The 21981-nt window shown below is 43.0% G+C and carries 21 protein-coding genes and 1 other RNA gene; 16 read left to right on the top strand and 6 right to left on the bottom strand.

Annotated features, from left to right (window positions below; all coding sequences use genetic code 11):
• Positions 1 to 8 precede the first annotated feature (8 nt).
• From pyrH to lpxA, 11 genes are all read left to right on the top strand, one after another.
• Positions 9 to 737, top strand: a complete 729-nt coding sequence (gene pyrH, locus NI461_RS03635) for a UMP kinase (RefSeq protein ID WP_151203817.1) — start codon at positions 9 to 11, stop codon at positions 735 to 737.
• A gap of 77 nt (positions 738 to 814) precedes the next feature.
• Complete coding sequence (frr, locus tag NI461_RS03640) at positions 815 to 1369, top strand: ribosome recycling factor (protein WP_151203815.1); 555 nt, start codon at positions 815 to 817, stop codon at positions 1367 to 1369.
• Positions 1370 to 1376: 7 nt separating this feature from the next.
• Positions 1377 to 2129, top strand: a complete 753-nt coding sequence (gene uppS / locus NI461_RS03645; protein ID WP_151203813.1) for a polyprenyl diphosphate synthase — start codon at positions 1377 to 1379, stop codon at positions 2127 to 2129.
• Positions 2130 to 2131: 2 nt separating this feature from the next.
• The gene (locus tag NI461_RS03650; RefSeq protein ID WP_151203811.1) at positions 2132 to 2956 is read left to right on the top strand and encodes a phosphatidate cytidylyltransferase; all 825 of its coding nucleotides are present in this window, start codon (positions 2132 to 2134) and stop codon (positions 2954 to 2956) included.
• Entirely contained in the window at positions 2957 to 4153 is a 1197-nt protein-coding gene (gene ispC / locus NI461_RS03655; RefSeq protein WP_151203809.1) for a 1-deoxy-D-xylulose-5-phosphate reductoisomerase, read from the top strand.
• Positions 4154 to 4156: 3 nt separating this feature from the next.
• The gene (rseP, locus tag NI461_RS03660) at positions 4157 to 5512 is read left to right on the top strand and encodes an RIP metalloprotease RseP (RefSeq protein WP_174659673.1); all 1356 of its coding nucleotides are present in this window, start codon (positions 4157 to 4159) and stop codon (positions 5510 to 5512) included.
• A gap of 39 nt (positions 5513 to 5551) precedes the next feature.
• The gene (gene bamA / locus NI461_RS03665) at positions 5552 to 8137 is read left to right on the top strand and encodes an outer membrane protein assembly factor BamA (RefSeq protein WP_174659674.1); all 2586 of its coding nucleotides are present in this window, start codon (positions 5552 to 5554) and stop codon (positions 8135 to 8137) included.
• Between the two features lie 79 nt (positions 8138 to 8216).
• Positions 8217 to 8714, top strand: coding sequence for an OmpH family outer membrane protein (locus NI461_RS03670; RefSeq protein ID WP_174659675.1), 498 nt, complete (start codon positions 8217 to 8219; stop codon positions 8712 to 8714).
• Positions 8715 to 8718: 4 nt separating this feature from the next.
• Entirely contained in the window at positions 8719 to 9789 is a 1071-nt protein-coding gene (gene lpxD / locus NI461_RS03675; protein WP_174659676.1) for a UDP-3-O-(3-hydroxymyristoyl)glucosamine N-acyltransferase, read from the top strand.
• Positions 9790 to 9791: 2 nt separating this feature from the next.
• Positions 9792 to 10280: a 3-hydroxyacyl-ACP dehydratase FabZ gene (gene fabZ / locus NI461_RS03680; protein ID WP_151203799.1), complete on the top strand. Its 489-nt coding sequence runs from the start codon at positions 9792 to 9794 to the stop codon at positions 10278 to 10280.
• On the top strand, positions 10277 to 11065 hold the full coding sequence (gene lpxA, locus NI461_RS03685) for an acyl-ACP--UDP-N-acetylglucosamine O-acyltransferase (RefSeq protein ID WP_174659677.1): 789 nt from the start codon (positions 10277 to 10279) through the stop codon (positions 11063 to 11065). The genes fabZ and lpxA overlap by 4 nt, the downstream gene beginning before the upstream one ends.
• A 61-nt stretch (positions 11066 to 11126) precedes the next feature.
• Here the strand turns inward: lpxA and NI461_RS03690 are convergent, their stop codons facing one another.
• Complete coding sequence (locus NI461_RS03690; RefSeq protein ID WP_174659678.1) at positions 11127 to 11912, bottom strand: YbgF trimerization domain-containing protein; 786 nt, start codon at positions 11910 to 11912, stop codon at positions 11127 to 11129.
• A gap of 298 nt (positions 11913 to 12210) precedes the next feature.
• On the opposite strand from NI461_RS03690, the gene ffs reads away from it, so the two are divergent.
• Positions 12211 to 12307, top strand: an RNA gene (ffs, locus tag NI461_RS03695) — signal recognition particle sRNA small type.
• Positions 12308 to 12546: 239 nt separating this feature from the next.
• Here ffs and NI461_RS03700 read toward each other — a convergent pair.
• The 4 genes from NI461_RS03700 to NI461_RS03715 form a co-directional block, all read right to left on the bottom strand.
• Positions 12547 to 13161 carry a regulatory protein RecX gene (locus tag NI461_RS03700; protein ID WP_174660570.1) on the bottom strand — a complete coding sequence of 205 codons (615 nt, stop codon included), beginning with the start codon at positions 13159 to 13161 and terminating at the stop codon, positions 12547 to 12549.
• Between the two features lie 90 nt (positions 13162 to 13251).
• Positions 13252 to 14292: a recombinase RecA gene (gene recA, locus NI461_RS03705; protein WP_151203792.1), complete on the bottom strand. Its 1041-nt coding sequence runs from the start codon at positions 14290 to 14292 to the stop codon at positions 13252 to 13254.
• A gap of 145 nt (positions 14293 to 14437) precedes the next feature.
• On the bottom strand, positions 14438 to 14878 hold the full coding sequence (locus NI461_RS03710) for a S4 domain-containing protein (RefSeq protein WP_151203790.1): 441 nt from the start codon (positions 14876 to 14878) through the stop codon (positions 14438 to 14440).
• Entirely contained in the window at positions 14871 to 15557 is a 687-nt protein-coding gene (locus tag NI461_RS03715; protein ID WP_174659679.1) for an HAD-IA family hydrolase, read from the bottom strand. The genes NI461_RS03710 and NI461_RS03715 overlap by 8 nt, the downstream gene beginning before the upstream one ends.
• Before the next feature lie 13 nt (positions 15558 to 15570).
• Between NI461_RS03715 and NI461_RS03720 the strand changes: the two genes are divergently transcribed.
• The 3 genes from NI461_RS03720 to NI461_RS03730 all read left to right on the top strand — a co-directional run bounded on the left by NI461_RS03720 (position 15571) and on the right by NI461_RS03730 (position 20326).
• Positions 15571 to 16422 (top strand): 3'(2'),5'-bisphosphate nucleotidase CysQ, encoded by an 852-nt coding sequence (locus tag NI461_RS03720; protein WP_174659680.1) that lies wholly within the window; start codon positions 15571 to 15573, stop codon positions 16420 to 16422.
• 60 nt (positions 16423 to 16482) lie between these two features.
• Positions 16483 to 17220 carry a histidine phosphatase family protein gene (locus tag NI461_RS03725; protein WP_174659681.1) on the top strand — a complete coding sequence of 246 codons (738 nt, stop codon included), beginning with the start codon at positions 16483 to 16485 and terminating at the stop codon, positions 17218 to 17220.
• A 373-nt stretch (positions 17221 to 17593) separates the two neighbouring features.
• Positions 17594 to 20326 carry a M66 family metalloprotease gene (locus NI461_RS03730; protein ID WP_174659682.1) on the top strand — a complete coding sequence of 911 codons (2733 nt, stop codon included), beginning with the start codon at positions 17594 to 17596 and terminating at the stop codon, positions 20324 to 20326.
• Between the two features lie 498 nt (positions 20327 to 20824).
• Here NI461_RS03730 and rpsT read toward each other — a convergent pair whose 3' ends face one another.
• The gene (gene rpsT / locus NI461_RS03735; RefSeq protein ID WP_151203782.1) at positions 20825 to 21094 is read right to left on the bottom strand and encodes a 30S ribosomal protein S20; all 270 of its coding nucleotides are present in this window, start codon (positions 21092 to 21094) and stop codon (positions 20825 to 20827) included.
• A 214-nt stretch (positions 21095 to 21308) separates the two neighbouring features.
• On the opposite strand from rpsT, the gene NI461_RS03740 reads away from it, so the two are divergent.
• Complete coding sequence (locus tag NI461_RS03740; protein WP_174659683.1) at positions 21309 to 21980, top strand: nucleoside-diphosphate sugar epimerase; 672 nt, start codon at positions 21309 to 21311, stop codon at positions 21978 to 21980.
• The last annotated feature ends 1 nt before the right edge of the window (position 21981 follow it).

A 21981-nucleotide genomic window follows, 5' to 3' on the forward strand; every position in this document is an offset into this window, starting at 1 on the left:
GTTGGAAGATGTTGGATTCTAAAAAACCTCGATTTGGTCGTATCCTGTTAAAGCTTTCTGGTGAAGCACTGGCAGGGAATAAAGACATGGGGATTGATGCCCAGATCCTGGATCAGATGTCTTTATCGATTGCCCATTTGGTTGGTTTGGGTGTTCAAGTCGGTATCGTGGTCGGTGGTGGTAACCTGTATCGTGGTAGCCAGCTACAAAAAGACGGTCTAGTCGGTCGGGTAACAGGCGATCAAATGGGAATGCTGGCAACTGTAATGAACGGTCTGGCCCTGCGTGATGCCTTGGTGCGCCGTAATATCAAAACACGCTTACTGTCAGCTTTACCAATTGGGACAGTGGTAGAATCTTATTCTAGCCGTGATGCTATCCGTCACCTGACACGCGGTGAAGTGTGTGTATTTGTTGCCGGTACAGGAAACCCATTCTTTACTACGGATACAGCAGCTTGCTTACGCGGTATTGAAATTGAAGCGAATCTGATTCTTAAAGCCACTAAAGTTGATGGTGTTTATAATAAAGATCCAAGCAAGTATGAAGATGCAGTAAAATACAATACATTGACCTTCGATCAGGTACTGGATGAAAAGCTGGGTGTGATGGATTTGACCGCCATTTGTCTATGCCGTGATCACAATGTGCCGCTACAAGTCTTCGATATGAACAAGTCTGGTGCTTTATTGTCCGTTGTGATGGGTGAAAATGAGGGCACTCACGTCACGAATTAATGACGTGAGTCCTGAAGCCATTTATACTAGCCGCTAATTTAGCATTTATCTCTTTAGAATTAAGTAAGGAAGATCATATGATTAACGATCTTAAAAAAGACGCAGAAGAGCGTATGAACAAGTCACTTGACTCATTGGAAAATGGTTTTGCAAAAGTTCGTACAGGTCGTGCACATCCATCTATTTTAAACGGTGTTATGGTTCCTTACTATGGCTCTGATGTGCCATTAAATCAGGTTGCTAACGTAGGTGTTGAAGACTCGCGTACTTTACTGGTTCAGCCATTTGAGCGTTCAATGGTATCTGCAATTGATAAAGCGATTCGTGAATCAGACCTGGGTCTGAACCCGATTACGGCAGATGCAATCCGTGTACCTATGGCCGCTTTAACCGAAGAAACACGTCGCGACATGCAAAAAGTGGCACGTAACGAAGCTGAAAATGCCAAAGTTGCAATCCGCAACATCCGCCGTGATGTATTGGGTGATATTAAAGCCTTATTAAAAGAGAAAGAGATTTCTGAAGATGATGAGCGCCGTGCATCTGACGACATCCAGAAAATTACAGATAAATTTGTTGCTGAAGTAGATAAACGCTTGGCTGCGAAAGAAGCTGAATTGATGAAGGTTTAATTCATCAATGACCACTGCTGAAGAAAACCCCCATCTTCCAAAACATGTTGCCATCATTATGGATGGCAACAATCGTTTTGCCAAAAAAAATCAGATGCAGAAAGGTGATGGACACCGTGAAGGAAAAACGGTTCTGGATCCGATTGTAGAACATTGTAAAAAAAGAAATATTCAGGCGCTGACTGTCTTTGCATTTTCCAGCGAAAACTGGAATCGTCCTCAATATGAAGTTGAATTGCTGATGAATCTGCTGCTAGATACGATTCATGAGCAATTGCCTCGCATGGAAAAGTTCAATATTGCACTGCGTTTTATAGGAGATCGCTCGCGTTTATCTCCTGAACTGCAATCACTAATGTTGCATGCTGAACAAAGGACTGCTAATTTCAACAGTATGACACTTACCATTGCCATCAGTTATGGCGGTATGTGGGATATGGCACACGCTGCGAAGCAGATTGCTGCAGATGTTTTAACAAATAAATTAAATCTTGATGCAATTGATGCTGATGTCTTTGGTCAATATGTCTGTTTAGGTGATTTGCCTGCTGTGGATTTGCTGATTCGTACAGGTGGAGATTTCCGTCTGTCTAATTTCCTGCTCTGGCAGGCGGCTTATGCAGAGCTATATTTTACTGAAACTTTATGGCCTGAGTTTACTGTAGAAGAATTTGATGATGCGCTGGCTGTATTTGGTGGGCGTGAGCGTCGTTTCGGCAAAACATCAGAACAGATTTGTCAGGAAAAACTTGAGAACTAAACATGTTTGAGCGGATTATAACCGCATTGGTGTTGGTAGCCGTAGTGATCAGCTGCATGTTTGCTACCAAATCACATTATCCAATGTTTGCCTTAATGGTTGTGGCTGCTGGGGTTGCAGGCTATGAATGGTTTAAGCTCATGCCGCGAAAATCTAAAAATGTAATCAAGCCGGTGGGATGGGGTTATGGTCTGATGACCGCAGCCTTATCTGCACTGGCCTTATATTACTGGGATGTTGCCTTATTATTATGGGCTGCTTCGATCATGACCTGGCTGCTCAGCATCTACTGGGTGAAATCCTATCCTGATTACGACGGCTGGTACAATGTCAGTCTGCAAGGTCTTGGTATTATTTTAATTTCAGCAGCTGTAACGGCAATCTTCTCGGTTTGGCAAAATTCACCTTGGTGGTTGATGTACCTATTCCTGCTGGTGTGGGGTGCAGATAGCGGGGCGTATTTTGTAGGGCGTAAATTTGGCAAGAAAAAGCTTGCGCCGAATGTCAGCCCGAACAAGTCTGTCGAAGGGCTATATGGCGGTATTGTGACTTCAATGCTGATCGTAATCGCCGTGGCTTCCTTATATCTGGAAATGACTTGGGCCGAACTCAGCCTATTTCTGATTTTATCTATCGTAACCGTCTTTAGTTCGGTCTTGGGTGATCTGTTTGAATCCATGATCAAGCGTCGTGCCGGAATCAAGGATTCTGGTCGTATTCTGCCCGGTCATGGCGGTGTGCTGGACCGGATTGATTCTTTGCTGGCTGCAGCTCCAATTTTTGCAACTGGTATCTATATCTTAAAACTTATTGGCGTAAATTTATAAATGTCACAAGCTGTTTGTATACTGGGTGCTACAGGTTCCATTGGTCAAAGTACTTTAAAGATTCTGCAGCAGCACTCTGAAGCTTACTCGGTTTTCGCTGTGACAGCGCAAAGTCGTATGATTGAACTGGCTGAAATCTGCCAGCAGTATCACCCCAAAGTTGCTGTGGTGCCTTCTGAAAAGGTAGATGAGCTTGCCCATCTGCTTGAGCAGCAGGGATTGTCTGATATCGAGATTTTGCAGGATGAGGCCGGTTTAATTGCAGTTGCCGAACATCCTGAGGTGGATATCGTGATGGCGGCAATTGTTGGTGCAGCAGGTTTGTTGCCGACATTGGCAGCAGTAAAAGCAGCTAAACGCGTTCTACTGGCCAATAAAGAAGCCTTGGTGATGTCCGGTGATATCATGATGCAGGCTGCGCGTCAGCATGGTGCCTTATTGCTGCCTGTAGACTCTGAGCATAATGCCATTTTCCAGTGTCTGCCGCAAAACTACTTTGAGGCAGAGCGCAATGGCCAGCCGAAACTCGGCGTACAGCAGATTCTACTGACCGCCTCAGGCGGCCCATTTTTAAATCATAGTCTGGAAGAGCTTGAGCAGGTGACACCTGTGCAGGCCTGTAAACATCCTAACTGGTCCATGGGGCAAAAAATTTCGGTAGATTCAGCGACTTTAATGAATAAAGGGCTGGAATTGATCGAAGCCTGCCATTTATTTGCAGTTGAAGAACAATTTGTTACAGTCGTTGTGCATCCACAGAGTATTATTCATTCCATGGTGCAATATGTAGATGGATCGACTTTGGCACAAATGGGCAATCCGGATATGGGAACGCCAATTGCACATGCTTTGGCATGGCCTGAGCGAATCAGTACCCATATCGCACCATTAGATCTATTTATACATTCACAGCTGAATTTTCAGGAGCCGGATGTGGAACGTTTTCCTGCATTAAAGCTGGCCCGCCAAGCTATGCAGAGCGGCGGAATTGCACCGACGATTTTAAATGCAGCCAATGAGATTGCTGTGGCTGCCTTCTTGAATCAAGAGATTAGATTTACCCAAATTCCTCAGGTGGTTGAAAGTGTCCTGAACCAGATGGATAATCAGCCTGCATATGATCTGGAAACTATTTTGCAGGCAGATCAGACCGCACGAGGTTTGTCACAGCAATTTGTGGTGAATAAAGGAAGTTAAGAGATGAACGCCTTGTTTATTATTGCCGCTGCAATCCTGTTACTCGGTCCCTTAATTGCGATTCACGAGTTTGGTCACTACATTGTGGCACGTAAACTGGGCGTTAAAGTGTTGGTTTACTCGATTGGTTTTGGCCCGACTCTGATCAAATGGACCTCCAAAAAATCAGGTATCCAGTATCAGCTCTCTGCTTTGCCTTTAGGTGGGTATGTGAAGATGCTGGATGAACGTGAATGCAATGTCGCGGAAGAAGACTTACCCAAAGCCTTTAACCGTCAGCATCCCTGGAAGCGTATCGCGATTGTGGCTGCTGGTCCTTTAATCAATCTGGTGCTGGCTGTGGTTCTCTTCTGGATATTGTTTTTACCTGCTCAGGAACAGCTAAATACCCGGGTCGGCAAGATTATTCCCGATACGCCTGCCGCTACTGTACATATGCAGCAAGGGGATAAAATTGTTGCGATAGACGGAACGAAGGTCGAAACCTGGGAAAAGCTCAGCTATGCGCTGGTCGATCGTGTCGGTGAAACTGGCAATATCAGTATTCAGGCTGAGCGGTCAGGTGAGACTAAAACCTTTCAGCTCCCTATTCAGAATTTTCTCAAAGATCAGTCTCAATCTCCCTTAGAAGAGCTAGGCTTCTTGCCTTATCGCCCGCAAGTTCCAGCAGTGGTCTCCAAGCTGACCGCCGATGGTGCAGCCATCCGTCAAGGGATGCAGGAGGGTGACCGTATCTTGGCCATTAATGGCACCTCGATGAAAGACTGGTACGATGTGGTGCAAGTGGTTCAGGCCTCTCCGGAAAAACTGCTCAAGATAGAAGTATTGCGGGATAAACAGGTGATACAGCTTGAAGTTATGCCGCAAGGAAAGCGTGACAATATGGGCAATGTCACTGGTATGCTTGGCGTACAGGGTGATCCGGGTAAAATTACCATTCCCGCAGAATATAAACAGACCATTCATTATAACCCGGCCGAAGCACTGGTCATGGCTTTTGATAAAACCGCGCAGCTTTCCTCCATGATCGTAAACTCGATTGTGAAGATGATCCGTGGAATGATCGGTTTGGATAACCTCTCTGGCCCAATTACCATTGCCAAGGTAGCCGGACAAAGTGCAGAAATGGGTTGGGAAACTTTTATTTCCTTTATGGCGCTAATGAGTGTAAGTTTAGGAATATTAAACTTATTGCCCATTCCAATGCTTGATGGAGGACATCTGGTTTACTATTTTATTGAATTAATTCGTGGTAAACCTGTTTCTGAACAAATACAATTGGTTGGATTTAAAATTGGTATGGTACTGCTCGGCAGTATGATGCTTCTGGCATTATTTAATGACTTTATGCGTTTATAAGAACGTAAATGAAATAAATTAACAGCGGAAAAGACTGGCATGCAGCACACACATTTATTTATGCCTTTGGCACTCGTTAGTGCAATGGCAGCAGCACAACAAGTATATGCAGTAGATGAATTCATTGTACAAGATATAAAATTTGATGGATTAGTACGTTTAACTCCTGAAAATCTGTATAGCTTGGTGCCGGTCAACAGTGGTGACCGTGTGAATGATCCTGTGATTGCCAATGCAATTCGTAGCCTGTTTGCATCAGGGTTATTTGATGATATCAAAGCCGTTCAGCAGGGAAATACTCTGGTTTTCCAGGTGGTAGAGCGTCCGGTTATTTCAAAGATTGAGCTCAAAGGCAACAAGTTGATTCCAAAAGAAGCACTTGAAGAAGGCCTGAAAAAAATGGGCTTGGCTGAAGGCGAGGTGCTGAGAAAATCTGCGCTGCAAACAGTGGAGTCCGAGCTTGAACAGCAATATATGCAGCAAGGCCGTTATGATGCCGATATTAAGGTAACCACCACTGCGCGACCAAATAACCGGGTTGAATTACTGATTGACTTTGTAGAAGGCAAAGCCGCTAAAGTTTTTGATATTAATATCATCGGGAATACGGTATTTAAAGAATCCGAGATTAAGCAGGCTTTTGCCGTCAAGGAAAGTGGTTGGAGTTCAGTGGTCTCGCGTAATGACCGCTATGCACGTGAAAAGATGGCTGCGAGTCTGGAAGCCTTGCGTGCGATGTATCTGAACCGTGGTTACATTAACTTTAATATCGCCAACTCCAGCCTGAACCTGAGTGAAGATAAAAAAAATGTGTTCATTGAGGTTTCAGTCGATGAAGGTGAGCAGTTTAAATTTGGTCAAACCAAGTTCTTGGGTGATGCGCTTTATCAGCCTGAAGAGTTAAAAGCTTTACAGCTGTATAAAGAAAGTGAAGTGTATTCACAGGAAAAAGTGAATGCAGTCAAGCAGTTGTTGCTACGTAAATATGGCAATGCTGGCTATTACTATGCTGAAGTGAATGTGGTTCCTCAGATTAATGAAGAAACCAAGCAAGTTGATTTGAACTATTATATTAATCCGGGTCAACAGATTACCGTACGACGTATCAACTTTACAGGTAACTCCAAGACCGCAGACGAAGTATTGCGTCGTGAAATGCGCCAAATGGAAGGGGCACTGGCCAGTAACGAAAAGATTGATCTGTCAAAGGTTCGTCTGGAACGCACCGGTTTCTTTAAGAGTGTAGATGTTAAACCTGTACGTATTCCGGGTTCACCTGATCAGGTTGACCTGAATATTGCAGTAGAAGAACAACATTCGGGAACCAGTACACTGGCAGTTGGTTTCTCGCAAAGTGGTGGTGTGACCTTCCAGGCTGGCTTAAGTCAAACCAACTTCTTGGGTACAGGGAATAGCGTCTCTATAGACCTGTCCCGTTCTGAAACTCAAGATTATTATAACTTGAGCGTGATGGACCCGTATTTTACCATTGATGGCGTACGTCGTGGCTATAATCTTTACTATCGTAAAACCAAACTAGATGATGATTATAACGTCAATAACTATGTGACTGACAGTTTTGGTGGTGGGATCAATTTTGGTTATCCAATTGATGAAAACCAAAGTGTAAGTTTGGGCCTGAATATTGACCAGACTGAAGTGACGACTGGTCCCTATGTCTCGACCTATGTTCGGGATTATTTGTTAGCCAATGGTGGTAAAGCTAAAGGCGAAGGTAAGTATTGTTCGAGCGATAACCTAAAATCACAATGGGAGATTGATTTAGCAGCTGATCCTGATCTGGAAAAACCTTCTAATCCACCAGAAGGTTATTTTGATCGTCTTTGCCGAGATGGTAATAATCAAGATATTGGTTTTACCTCATTTGATGATGAGTTTGGTGGAGAATTCCTGACTTATAATTTAAATCTAGGTTGGTCATATAACACTTTAAACCGTCCAGTCTTCCCAACTACGGGAATGTCACATCGAGTCAATGCAGAAATTGCATTACCGGGCAGTGATGTGGAATATCAAAAAGTATCTTATGATGCACAAGCACTCTTCCCATTGGGTAAGGACTTTGTGCTGCGCGGTTACGGTAAGCTAGGCTATGGTAATGATCTGCCATTCTATAAGAACTTCTATGCTGGTGGTTATGGCTCAGTGCGTGGTTATGAAAACAGTACGCTTGGACCTAAATACCCTGGTGTAACTTATAACGAATCACGCAAACGAGATTATGATCCAGAAGAAGTGGGTGGTAATGCGCTAATTCAGTTTGGTGCTGAGTTGGTATTGCCTGTGCCGTTTAAAGGGGATTGGGCACGTCAGGTGCGTCCAGTACTGTTTGCTGAAGGTGCTCAAGTATTTGATACTCAGTGTGATGTACCATCAGGTAAGCTGTATTTGACTGGTAAAATGGATGATCCTGGTGTAGATGCAAAACAATACTGTAAAGACAACTTCGGCTTTGATAGTGGCAATATGCGCTATAGCGTTGGTGCAGGCTTTACCTGGATTACCATGATTGGCCCATTATCACTCAGCTATGCTTATCCACTTAACGATAAGCCGGGTGATGATACCCAGAATGTACAATTTGAAATCGGACGTACATTCTAAATTACTTATCCATGAAGAATATAAAATTTGCTCATGAGGTTGTGGCCTTGTGAGCAAATTTTTTGAAAGAGTGAAAATTATGAACAAAATAATGATGACAATGAGCCTGGTTTTAGCAACATTCGCACCTTTGGCTCAAGCAGCCGGGATTGGTGTAATTGATCTGGAGCGTGTGGTTGAAAATAGTACTTATTTAAAGCAGCAAAATACTGCATTCCAGCAAAAAATTCAGCCTCAAACCACCAAGATTGACCAGTTAAGTAAAGAGCTTGAGGCTTTACAGCAGCGAGCGCAGGCAAATAGCAAAATCAGTGATGCTGAAAAGCAGAAAATGTCAGCTCAATATCAGGCTAAACTTCAGGAATTGGCACAGCTTCAGCAAACCGTACAAGGCAGTGTACAAAGCTCCATTCAGCAAATCCGGACAGTTTTTGATGGACGTGTGAAACAGATTGCAGAGCAATTGCGTAAAGAAAACAACCTGGATGTGGTTTTAAATAAAAATTCCACGCTTACTTATGACGCCAAGTATGATTTAACTGATAAAATGATTCAAAAGGTTAATGCAATTAAGTAAATCAATGAATCATCAACAGCTTCAGTTAGCTGATCTCGCTCGCCTGGTTCAAGGCGAGTGTGTAGGTCAGGCAGATTTGCATTTGAGAGGTTTGGCCAGTCTTCAACATGCAACGTCACAAGATCTGGCATTCGTTAATGCAGACAAATATCTAGAGCAGGCCAATCAAAGTCAGGCGGGTGCGCTCATTGTCACTGCTGAACTGAAACAGCAATGCACTTCACAGCAAAACTTTATTGTGGTGGCTAATCCTTATCTGGCTTTTGCAATCCTGACGCATGTTTTTGAAAAAAAACAGAGCCAGCGTGGAATTGAAAGTACGGCACAAATTCATCCTTCAGCAATAATTGCCGACGATGCCTATATTGGTCACTATGCAGTGATTGGTGAGGATTGTGTGGTGGGTGCAAATACGATTATTCAAGCACATACATATCTTGATGATGCTGTCGAAATCGGTCAGGACTGTTTTATTGATGCACATGTGACCCTGACCGGCGAAGCCAAAATTGGTAACCGTGTCCGTATTCATGCCAATACCGTGATTGGTAGTGAAGGTTTTGGTTTTGCGCCTTACCAAGGGAAATGGCACAGGATCGCCCAGTTAGGTTCTGTTCGCATCGCTGATGACGTCCGGATTGGGTCGAACTGTAGTATAGATCGTGGTGCGTTGGATGATACGATTTTGGAACAAGGTGTTATTATTGATAACCTTGTGCAAATCGCGCATAACGTTAAAATAGGTGCCAATACCGCTATTGCTGCGAAAACTGCTGTTGCAGGAAGTGTTTCAATTGGCAAAAACTGTATCATTGGTGGTGGTACCGCAATTTCTGGGCACTTAAATATTGCTGATAATGTGACTTTGACTGGAATGTCAATGGTGACAAATAATATTTCTGAAGATGGAAAATATTCTTCGGGGATTGGATTGTTTGAAAATCAGAAATGGAAACGCACAGTGGTTCGCCTCAGACAATTAGCAGATGTGCCATTGACCCAGTTGGCTAAACGATTGGATCATATGCAATCTCAAATTGAGTCCATTGAATCAACATTAAAGTTGCGTAAATAATTATGATGACAGAGTCGAATTTGCCTACATTGACGAAGCCTGAATTACCAATGAATATTCAAAAAATTCGTGAATATTTGCCCCATCGTTATCCATTTTTACTGGTTGATCGTGTAGTCGATATTACTGAAAATGGTATTGTTGGTTATAAGAACGTCTCGATTAATGAAGAGTTTTTGCAAGGTCATTTTCCGAATTATCCCATCATGCCGGGCGTGCTGATTGTTGAAGCATTGGCTCAGATTTCTGGAATTTTGGGTTTTGTCATGAATAACGAAGTTCCAAGTGAAGGTTCTTTGTTCCTGTTTGCTGGCGCTGAGAAGGTCAGATTTAAAAAACAAGTGGTTGCTGGTGATCAATTGGTTTTAAAAGCTGAATTAGTGATGCAAAAACGAGGCATTTACAAATATAATTGTATTGCCACTGTAGATGGCGTCGTCGCAACAACCGCGGAAATTATGGTTTCGCATCAAAAAGTCGAGCAGGCATGAGCAATAATCCCCTTATTCACCCAACTGCCATTATTGACTCATCAGCAGTAATTGCTGCTGATGTGCAAATTGGTCCATATTGTATTATTGGACCGAATGTCACTATTGGCGCGGGTAGCAAACTTCATTCACATGTTGTGGTGGGTGGCTATACGCGTATGGGTGAATATAATGAAATTTTTCAGTTCGCCAGTGTGGGCGAAGTTTGTCAGGATCTCAAATATGCAGGTGAAGAAACCTGGCTAGAAATTGGTGATCACAACAAGATTCGTGAACATTGTAGTTTGCATCGTGGTACGGTTCAGGATCAGGGCATTACTAAAGTGGGTAGTCATAACCTGCTGATGGTGAATACGCATATTGCCCATGACTGTAGGGTGGGCGATCATAATATCTTTGCAAATAATGTCGGTGTAGCTGGCCATGTGCATGTAGGTGATTATGTTGTGGTTGGAGGTAACTCCGGAATTCATCAATTCTGCAAAATTGATTCATATAGCATGATTGGCGGTGCTTCACTTATTCTCAAAGATGTGCCAGCGTATGTAATGGTGTCTGGAAATCCTGCACATGCATTTGCCATGAATGTGGAAGGGATGCGTCGTAAGGGTTGGTCCAAGAATGTGGTCAATCGCTTACGTGAAGCTTTCAAGCTCATTTATAAATCGGGTCTGACCACTCAGGAAGCGCTTGAAAAAATTCGTAGTGAGATTTTACCAGAAGTGCCTGAAGCGCAGCGTTTAATTGACTCTCTGGAGCAATCAAAACGCGGAATCATACGCTAAAGCATTTTTTATAAAAAAGACACCTTGAGAGTGTCTTTTTTATTTTCTAAACAGCCTTTATTTAATATTTAAAATACTGCGCTTCTTCTGATTGTGGATGCTGACTTAATAGCTGGTTTTTATATTGCATCGCTACATCAGGCTTGTGTTCTACATCCTTGCTGATGCTATAAAGCTGATACAAGGCACGTGGTGCACGCGATGATTTGGGAAAGTGTTCTGTAACCACCGTATAATTACGCTTGGCTTCTGCAAAATTGGGTGGATCAATGGCCAGATTAAACTCAGCCAGCCAGAAGTGCGCATTGCTGATATACACGCTATTGGGATTGTTTTTGATAAAATTCTGCATTGGTGCGATTGCTTTAGCAGCACCGCCATTTTTATAAGCATCCAGTGCAATGGTATAAGCGGCTTTTTCCTGCTCATTAGCTTGTGTGCTGCTGGTGTTTGCTGCGGGTGTTGAACTCAAACTGGGAGAAGTATCCTGTTGATTATCCTCCGTTGGTGCATCCTCGGTCGGTTCTATTTTTTGCTGTAATAATTCCAGACGCTGATCTAAGTCGGCATAACGGTTGGTCAGCTCGCTTTTAAGACGTTCAATCTCGTTTTCCTGCTCTTCCATTTTTCCGCGCAAGCTACGCAAATCATTTTCAAGCTGCTGGTTTTTTTGCATGATTTGCCAGCTGGTATTGGTCTGTACAGGCGTATCTGAGCTGGTAGAAATAGCGGCTTGTGCTGCAGGATTGTTGGATTGGCTTAATCCGCGTGATTCTATTGGAATGGCGGCAAGCAGGGGCGTTGTAAAGAGTGCAGTCAAAGCACACAATGCCGTTTTCTTAAACATTCTATAATTTCCATAATTCTTGGCGAGACCTAGGTCTCGCTACACAGTTATATCAACAAGAAGATCTGCTCTCTATTATCCACATTAAAAACGGCATTTTTAGAAATTGCAACAAGGTTTTACAAAGATTCAGTTAATTTTGCTGTTCATGAACTGAATATGAAGATCAATCAAAAAGCGCTAAAATATCCAGACTGTTTCTAAAGTAATCAAACGGATAGCTTGTGAGCTAATTTTAAATACAAGTACTTGCAACTTCCTTAAAAATCTTTATACTCTGTTCCTGCAATGGTAGCCCTGCCGGTTACTTCGCAATTGCACTCTATGAACCCCGCCAGGACCGGAAGGTAGCAACGGTAATAGAACTGTGATGTGCCGAAGCTTTGCTGGTAGGGTTGCCACCATATATTTAATTATAAAAATTATACATCTTTCGCAATCTCATTTATCCGATTAGATTTAAGCTCTTCTATTTAAAACCTACCTATCGCATTTTTTATTTAATTTTATTGCTCTATCAACACCTCAGTGTTTCGTCTGACAGATGTATCATCATTGAATGAGTAGAAATCGGTAGGACTAAAGTTAAGAACTGGAAAACTGAGTAAATGAATATATTGAAGAAAGAATAGGGTTAGTCTTCAGGCTTGCGGCTAATGGCTTTTATGATCGCATCCATTTCAAAACCACGATACATCAGAAAGCGGATCTGTTTAGCTTTAAGTTTGGGGTCTTTGCTGACTTCTGGGCCGTATTTTTTAAGTTTAAGCTCATAGGCCTGTTGTACCCAGTCAGTTTCCTTGAGCTCTTCTGAAATTAAAGCAGTATCAATTTTCTTGCTTTTAAGCTTCATTTTAATTTGATTGGGGCCTTTGCCTTTGCGCTTTTGACTCGATAGCATGATTTCAGCGACACGCTGGTCGCTCTGGTAATTTTCTTTTGCAAGCTCATCGACCAAAGCGATGACCTCATTACGATCTTCTGCATAAAGCGCCAGTTTTTCGATCAGCTCAGCTTTGGAATATTCCTTGCGGGTTAAGACGGCAAAGGCATAAGAACGCAGACGAGAGCCGCTAAGGCCTGGTTTTTTCTCTTGCTTATTCGGCTGTCCAAATAAACTGTCTTCCGGATCAAATTCTGGCAAAACTTGAGACGGAACAGTAGAGGTGTGTGCTGAATCTTCAGTATCACCAAACTGCTGCTTAATCGCTTCATAGTCCAAGAGCTTACTGAATTTTGTGTCCGACATGCTGATCTCGAATAAAGTAAACCAGTCCATCATAACAAAACGCCCCGTAGGGCGCTCTGGATGGTGTTTAAAGACTAAACAAATAATAGATTAGGCATCTAAAAGATCTGCTTCTTCTTTATCATCTTCTTCAGTGATTACGGCTTTGGTAAGCAGTTGCTCCCGAATCAGCTTTTCAATGGTTTTAGCCATTTCTTTATGTTCTTCCAGGTAGCGAATCGTGTTGTTCTTACCTTGGCCAATCTTGTCGCCTTGATATGAATACCATGCACCGGCTTTTTGTACGATTTCTTGCTGTACGGCAAGGTCGATCAGTTCACCTAGATGGTTTACGCCTTTACCATACAGAATCTGGAACAGGGCTTCTTTGAATGGAGGCGCCATTTTGTTTTTCACAACTTTGACTTTGGTTTCAGAACCAATAATCTCGTCACCTTCTTTAACCTGACCGATACGACGAATATCCAGACGTACAGAAGCGTAGAACTTCAGTGCGTTACCACCAGTCGTGGTTTCCGGGCTACCAAACATTACACCAATTTTCATACGGATCTGGTTAATGAAAATCACCATACAGTTTGAACGTTTGGCATTGCCGGTAATTTTACGCAGTGCCTGGCTCATCAAACGTGCTTGCAGGCCCATATGTGAGTCGCCCATTTCGCCTTCAATTTCGGCGCGAGGGGTTAGGGCAGCCACGGAGTCGACAACGATCATGTCAATTGCACCAGAGCGTACCAGCATGTCTGCAATCTCAAGTGCCTGTTCACCATGATCGGGTTGAGAGACCAATAGGTTATCAATATCTACACCAAGTTTACGGGCGTATTGAGGATCAAGCGCGTGCTCGGCATCGATAAATGCACATGTGCCGCCTGCTTTTTGACATTCAGCAATCGCTTGCAGGGTCATCGTGGTCTTACCTGAAGATTCAGGACCATAAATTTCGATAATACGGCCTTTCGGTAAACCACCAATACCGAGTGCAATATCAAGCGTTAATGAGCCTGTAGATACAGCTTCAACTGCCTGCACGGTATTGTCACCAAGACGCATCACTGTGTTTTTACCAAACTGTTTTTCAATTTGGCTTAAGGCAGCATTAAGCGCCTTATTTTTATTCTCATCCATCTTATAACCTCAATACGATGTCACAAACTTAGTACTCAAGTGGATGTCTTAAATTAGAGCTTCGTTCCACAAGTGTATGGTGACAGAAAATGCCTTGCTATTCTATCAATGTCAGGTGTGTTGCGACACATTCTGACGCTTATATTCAATCATCATTATATGACCACTGCTGGTCAAAGTTCTGACTATTTTCATTTCTGAATTTACTGATGTCCCGGCGGTCTTTTTTGCTCGGCCGATGATCGGGACGGGCTAGATTATGCAACTTTCTTTGTGATGCAATCAATTCCCGGCGTGCAATACTGACTTCAGTTTCTTCATAAAGTTTCTGTGCGACTGGCGCAGGACCGCGTACATCGGAAAGTTCTTTCACGACTACTGTTTTCTTGTCGATGCCTTGCTGAATCGTCAACTCCATTCCGACACGGACTTCGCGTGATACTTTAACCCGTTCGCCATTATGGTGGACTTTGCCTCCCTCAATAGCATTTTTGGCAATTGAACGGGTTTTAAAAAAACGTGCCGCCCACAGCCATTTGTCTATACGCATGCCTACCGCATCTTCAGGTAAAGACGATTTACGCATATTGCTTGCTTACCTCAGTTTGATTTAAATGGGTGATCAGTTCTGTTAATTGGTGCAGCATTGGATAATTGCAAGTCTCGCGTGCAACTTTGCCAGACGAGGGTTGCTGGATGCTAAACAGGTTCTGAATCCCGTAAGCACGGGCACCATTCAGGACTTTTTCGGTATCATCAATAAAATAAACCTGCTCTGGATTAAAAGGATGCAGGGCATTTAAACCTTGCCAGAATTCTACAAACTCTTTGGCATGTCCTATGCTTTCCGAGCTGACAATCACATCAAAATAATCTTTTAAATTCATCTGTTCGAGTTTAAACGCCAAGCTGGCACAGTCGGCATTCGTGGTTAGCCAGATCGGATAATCATTGCTTTTCAGATAGTCGAGCAATTCAAGGCAATAAGGACGCAAAGCCACTTTATGTTTATGTTCTATTTGCATGGCCAGGACGTCGACTCCAACTTTAGCCGTCCAGAAGCTTGAAGAGTACCAGTTTAGGGTATGATTGTGTTGTTGATAGAAGGTATACAGGGTGGCGCGGCTTTGTTCCAGGCTACAGCCATGTGTTTCAGCATAACGTACTGGCAATAATTCGTTCCAGATGAAATCATCATAGGCAAGATCAAGCAAGGTTCCGTCCATATCAAAAAAAACGGCCGGTTTTTCTGAGCAATTCGACATATTAAGGTTTTCTATGTTTAAAACGACAATAACACCACAAGATCCCATGATTTTGCAGCTTGTGCCCATCTTGACACAGGCTTGTGAAATTTTGCGAGAAGAATATCAGCTTTATTGCTCGGGTGCTGCATTTGATATTGTCAAGAAAAGTGATGATTCTCCGGTGACACAAGCAGATTTTCGGGTGAATAAATATCTGACTCAAGCCTTGGCAGATATATCGGAGTTACCGTTATTGTCGGAAGAAGGTCATCAGGACCAGCGTCATGAATGGTCAGAATTCTGGTTGCTTGATCCTTTAGATGGAACCAAAGAGTTTTTGCACCAGCGGCCTGAATTTACCATTAACTTGAGTCTGGTGAGGGGGAGCTTGACCACCTTCGCCATATTGGCTGTTCCGGCTCAGCAGCTGATTTATTTCTGCCCCGAGCACGACATGCCGTTGAAATATGATATTCACCATAATGTATGGTTCAGCTATGAAGCGGCGACGGATCATCAGGCTGTATATGTTGGTCTGAGTCAGAGTAGCCAGCAGAAGCCGAAATATGTTGAATATCTGCAAAGCTTGGCTAAATTCACTTCATATAGCGAGTTTAAGGCAGGCAGTGCTTACAAGTTCTGTATGATGCTGGAAGATCAGGTGGATATTTATCCCCGATTTCACCCAACTGCTGAATGGGATACCAGTGCTGGCCAGTGCATGATCGAACGAATCGGTGGTGGCCTGATCGACCTGGAAGGGCGGCCATTCATTTATAATCAGCGTGACACCTTGCTGAATGGCGGATTTATTGCTTATAAGAATCACAAGATGAAAATGCTTGCCTTGAAGGCATTGGGCGATATGCAGTCCAAGCATTGAGCAAAATCCTGAGCATGTTATAGTGAAGGATAATCCTTCACGAATGGAACTGGTCAAGACGTGTCCCTAAAGCTGCTTCCACCCAGCATGTTAAGTGCTATAGATTTATTACCTGATGGACAGACCCCGGTCACCTTGTTCACACGTCACTCGATCCGTGAAAATGTCCAGGGCCAAGGGCTGGCAGGCTATGATCTACAGTTGACTGAGCAAGGAAGAGAACTGGCGCAGGAATGGGGGGCTTATCTGGCCGATCGCACAGATCGTATTATCCAGCATTGTATTTCCAGTCCGATCCAGCGCTGTATTGATACTGCCGCCTTAATGATTGAAGGCGCGGATGGAGTTACAGCTGAGCCGAATACTCATCGGATTGAAATTATTGAGCAAGGGCTGCTGGTCGAGCCGGGAAGCTTTGTGCTGGATATTCAGCAAGCCGGCCCTTATTTTGCTAAACAGGGAGCGCTGGGTTTTATTAACAGCTTCGTCAATAATGCTTTGCCGGGAATGAAACACCCGATTCGTGGCGTAGTGGATGTATTGGAGTTAATTTATAACACTCATCCACAAAACAAGTACGGTGTGAGCCTTGCTGTGAGCCACGATACTATTCTGGCAGCCATGATTGCGGTGATGTCCGGTCGGCAGGAAGTAAGTCGCGAGGACTGGCCGGAAATGATGGAAGGGCTGTTTGTGTGGTTTGAGGGAGATGTGTTTTTGGAGTCTAAGCTAAAATGGATCTGGCGTGGTAAGGTTTCAGAATTAAATATTCAGGATTTTAAAAACTTAAATCTCTAACTTTTTATTCTTTCTACATTTTTCGTATTTTAAAAAGCTTGATACATGAAGTTATTGGGCTTTTTTTATTTTGCTGTCTGGATTCCAGGCGATCAAAATTCTCATTATTTAAAAAAATCTGGTTCGGTAACAGCGTAACTTAAAAACGCAATACTTTTAATCCGCTCACTGTCTGATAATAAAAAATGTTCCATGACACATTTTACTCATTTGGCTCTATCAATTTTTATTCATATTTTTTGTTTATCAGACAATAACCGATTGCAAATGAAGCTGCGTATAAATATGATTGTATCTTATATAAGTTGTTGATTTTATTTATTAAAATAAGTCTACCTTTTGGGGTTTTTTGTGCTTTTAGTGGGGGTTTAATATGAAAAATGTGATCAGGTGTTCACATAGTTATTTAAGTGTATGTGTATTATCGCTCATGTTGGTCGCATGTGGGGGCGGGGAAAATGATCAGAATGCAGATCAGGGAGGAAACCAGAATCCGAATGAACTTTATCCAGAACCGACTGTAGATGCGAGCTATGCCAATACATTGGGTTTTTATGATTATGATGCGGAATCCAAAACTCGAACGATACGTCATGATCTAAAGGGTGAGTTTCAAGCGATGGTGCAGTTTGGTCAGCAGCATGTTGTTGATCCGAATGGGAATGAAGCCAAACAGATGCCAAGATTAACCAGTGAAAAAGAAGCTTTGCTACTGGTTACGCCTGTGGCTGAAATGCAGGATATTACTTCACTTCAAGTTGATATTTATCAAGGTAATCAGCTGGTGCGTACTGTAAATCTGGCAGATCCGACCAGAATTCCTGCATCAGATCAGAAAGGACAAGGTACCCGTCCATCTTTACAATATAGTAAGCGTGCCTGGTCAGTCCGATTAAACTGGAATGAAGTTAAGCCTGGTCTGAAATTACGTTTCAGTGACTCGAAAAACCGTAGCGGTGAACTCGCCGAAGAAGCGATTGATTTTGCAGCGCCAGGAGAACTGGTACTCAACAATATCCGTATCGGAATGTTAACCGATGCACCTGTTTCTGGTGGTCATAAAATGCTGCTAGAGCCGGAAAAATCGGGTACGGATTATTTTCAGACGATTCCTGCGGCACACCTGACAGTGGCCAAATATGATGATATTAGTCTGGATAAAGTCATGATTGCGACAGGTGTCATTTATGATAAGAATACGGGCAGTGCAGGAAGTGGGGATGTTTATAGTGGGGATATGCGTGAGAATGTCGGGAAATCTACATTTAGTGTAGGAATTAATCTGGCTAACTGGGGCATTACCAGTGCTTCAATGGCCAGTCAGGCACAGCCTCAGTTGACGCAAAGTGTCGTGGCCCATCACTCGCGGGGTAAATATACCAATGGTGAAAGTAGCCATGGCCTGAGTGGTGGGAATGGCATGCTGACTTTATATGATTCTATAGGAAATGAATTCAGTCATGAGATTGGACATCACTATGGTTTGGGGCATTATCCTGGGCGTGTGCAAATTGATCAGGATACGGTTAATGACTTTTTAACTGCCCATCATGCAGATAGTGGATGGGGATATATAAGCTATCGTAACAAGATGCGTGGTAATTTGAGCTGGAGCTCGACAAGTTTGCGTGATGGTTCCAATGGTATTCCAAACTTTTTAAATCTGTTCCGCTATGGTACAGACTCTATGGCGGGAGGCTATCCGGACAGCACCATATCCAACTATACCCATTATACGGGCTATAGCACCTATTTAAGAATTCAGCCACATTTTGACCGTGCAGTCTGGGATGAAACATCACCGACAGGTTATAAGACCTGGAATAAACAAACCAGGACAATGGAGGCTTATCAACCTCAGATTCCTGCCAAGATGAACGCCGTCTGGTTTAATCGTCCAGATGGTTATTACTTAAAGCCACGTTTGTTCGGTGTGCCGGTATTTACGATTTTAGGGGGGTATGACCCGGTAAATCAGGTGGGCTTGCTTTACCCGGAAGCACGCGGGAACTGGGGAAATGTTTTTAATCTTCCAGAAGCAGATCTATCATCTGAAAATGCAGCCTGCTGGTTAAAGGTCCACTATCTATCGCATACAAAAACTGTAGCGCTGGCACCTTCTCGTTTAGGTTCCAATGCAAATAAATTGCATGTGAATCTGGCCATCTCTGATCAGCCGAAAACGGTAGATTTATATTGCAAAAATGCGGGTGAAGAAGCCAAGCAGCTGTCACACCTTGAGATTAAAACTTATCCTGACGCGATTAAGCCAGCCGTTAAGATTGGTCGTCAGGCCGGCTATAGTGCGCTGCGTGCGATAGAACTGCCTGCCCTAGAGGAAGTCTTGGAAGCTCAGGCAGCCAGTACGGTTATCAATTTAAATGCACAGCAGCAGCTGATTGCTGACTCCTATACCGATCATATGGATAAACTGAGTCCTCTGGCTCGACAGCAGTTGATGCGTTATCAGCACCAGCAGAATATTGTTCCGCGCTTTGATCGCTGGATTGCAGCTTATCAGCAAGACTTCTCTGCTGGAAAAGCACAGGCCATAACTTCATTTGAAAAACTCATGGTTAGGTTGGGGCTGAACAATGACAATATTCTTGCTGGGGCAATGCCAATTAAAAATAATGGCAAGAACTGTCTGAAAACTGAAACACTGACGGATGGTTCGCTTAATCTTTATATTAGTGGACCGAGTGCCTGTACGGGAGATTTAACAGAGCAATGGATGTTTGATGTATCGGGCCGAATTCACTCTGCGAAAGATCCGGGTCAGTGCGTCACTAGTACTGGCAGTTATGCAAAAGTGATTATGGCGGTATGCGATGCTAATAATAGCAATCAAATCTGGACCATGAAACCAGAGAACTCTACGATTATTCAAGCAGGGCAGTGTTTCGATCTTGGAAATGGTTATTTAACCAATAACCGGACTAACCTGTTACGCTATGCTTGTAATAATACCGCTGCCCAGGTATGGAATACGCTAAGACCAAGTTCCAGTTTGATTTTGGCGACAGCCAAGCCATTTAGCCTGGATTTATATGCAAAATATTTGCAGAATAAAGCCGCCTCTTTAGAGCCGCCAGTAACCCACTAAGTTTTCGGTAGATTAAGAAAAAACAAGCTCTTTAAGGGCTTGTTTTTTTCGATAACTTTTATTTAGGGAATATAGTTACCAGTTAGAAACCAACAGCGGGGTTGAAGCTGATTTATTTTGATTTCTGGCTCTTAAGTCTTAAATGATTGAATGAGTCATTTTTTGATTTTGTAAGAGTTGAGAGGAACAATCAATATTAATCTACATCATCACTTCAAGAGTGAAGATACTGAATACAGTCAGTCGGATCATATCCAATTCACCTTGCTGCTTATGTATAAGAAAATAGAAAAATGCGACACTACAGGGCAGCAAAAATATTTTCATAAAATTTAACAGTACTTTTATTTTGAATGAAGAAATAAGTGCTCAGCGATGTAAAATTAAACTATTCCAGGTTAAAAACTCGTTTTATTATTGTGTTTTTTTAAGAGCTAATTGAGCTTAATTGAATTTTAGATACAAAAAAAGCCCTAATGGGCTTTTTTCATATCGCGATTAGTTAGCAGCCAAAGCTTTAACTTGCGCATTTAAACGGCTCTTATGACGAGCTGCTTTATTTTTATGGATGATACCTTTATCAGCCATACGGTCGATTACTGGAACAGCTTTTTTGTAAGCTTCAGAAGCAACCGCATAGTCGCCAGCAGCAATAGCAGCTACTGTGCGTTTAAGATAGGTACGAACCATAGAACGCAAGCTTGCGTTGTGTTTGCGTGCTTTAACGTTTTGACGAGCACGTTTTTTAGCTTGAGCAGAGTTTGCCACTCGTGCACTCCTTGAAATAGATTGGTCTGGGCGGGCTGAAACTCAACTGAAAACCAACATCAGAAGAACTATCACCAGCCCGTAAACAAGTGCCATATTTTGATTAAACTAAGCACCGAAGTCAAGTCTTGACATGCTTTGGCAACATTTTAGATGCAGAAAAACTCTAAAGAAAACGTTAGATTAGTATTCCACTGAGGAGATCGTATAAAAAATGACTAAATCAATAACTCATCCTATGGTGATTGGCGCCAGTGGACTGGTCGGAAAACAACTCATACGGGACTTGCAAGTTGAGCCAAGTTGCGAGCAGATTACTGCTGTAGTCAGGTATTATCAGACAGACTGGGACAGCTTCAATAAAGTGCGCCAGTTGGTACTTGAAGACTTTCTGATGCTAAATGATCAGGATGTAAGCGGGCATACTCACGGCTTTAGTTGTCTGGGTACGACCATAAAAAAAGCCGGTTCCAGACAGAGTTTTTACGATATTGATTACACGATTAATGCCCATTTTGCAGAATTGCTTCAGCAGACCGAGGCTCATTATTTGTTGCTGAGTGCGATGGGTGCAAATCCGCAATCGTTATTTTATTACAATCAGGTCAAGGGTGAGCTGGAAGAATATGTTCAGAGTCTGTCTCTGGACAGAATTAGCCTGATTCGCCCCTCACTTTTACTTGGCGAGCGCGAAGAGCCGCGTTTACTGGAAGATACAGCGCAACAGATCTATCATAAGATCTCGAATTTTATCCCCGATACTTTTCAATATAAGCCGGTGACAGCCGCCCAAGTGGCTCATACTATGGTCGAGGCAGCACGAACTCAAACGGTAAAGTTTGAAATTTATGATAATTTATATATTCAAAAAATGAAAAGAGGCTAAA

Source organism: Acinetobacter sp. S4400-12 (assembly GCF_024129495.1).
In the GTDB taxonomy this organism is placed as follows: domain Bacteria; phylum Pseudomonadota; class Gammaproteobacteria; order Pseudomonadales; family Moraxellaceae; genus Acinetobacter; species Acinetobacter lwoffii_C.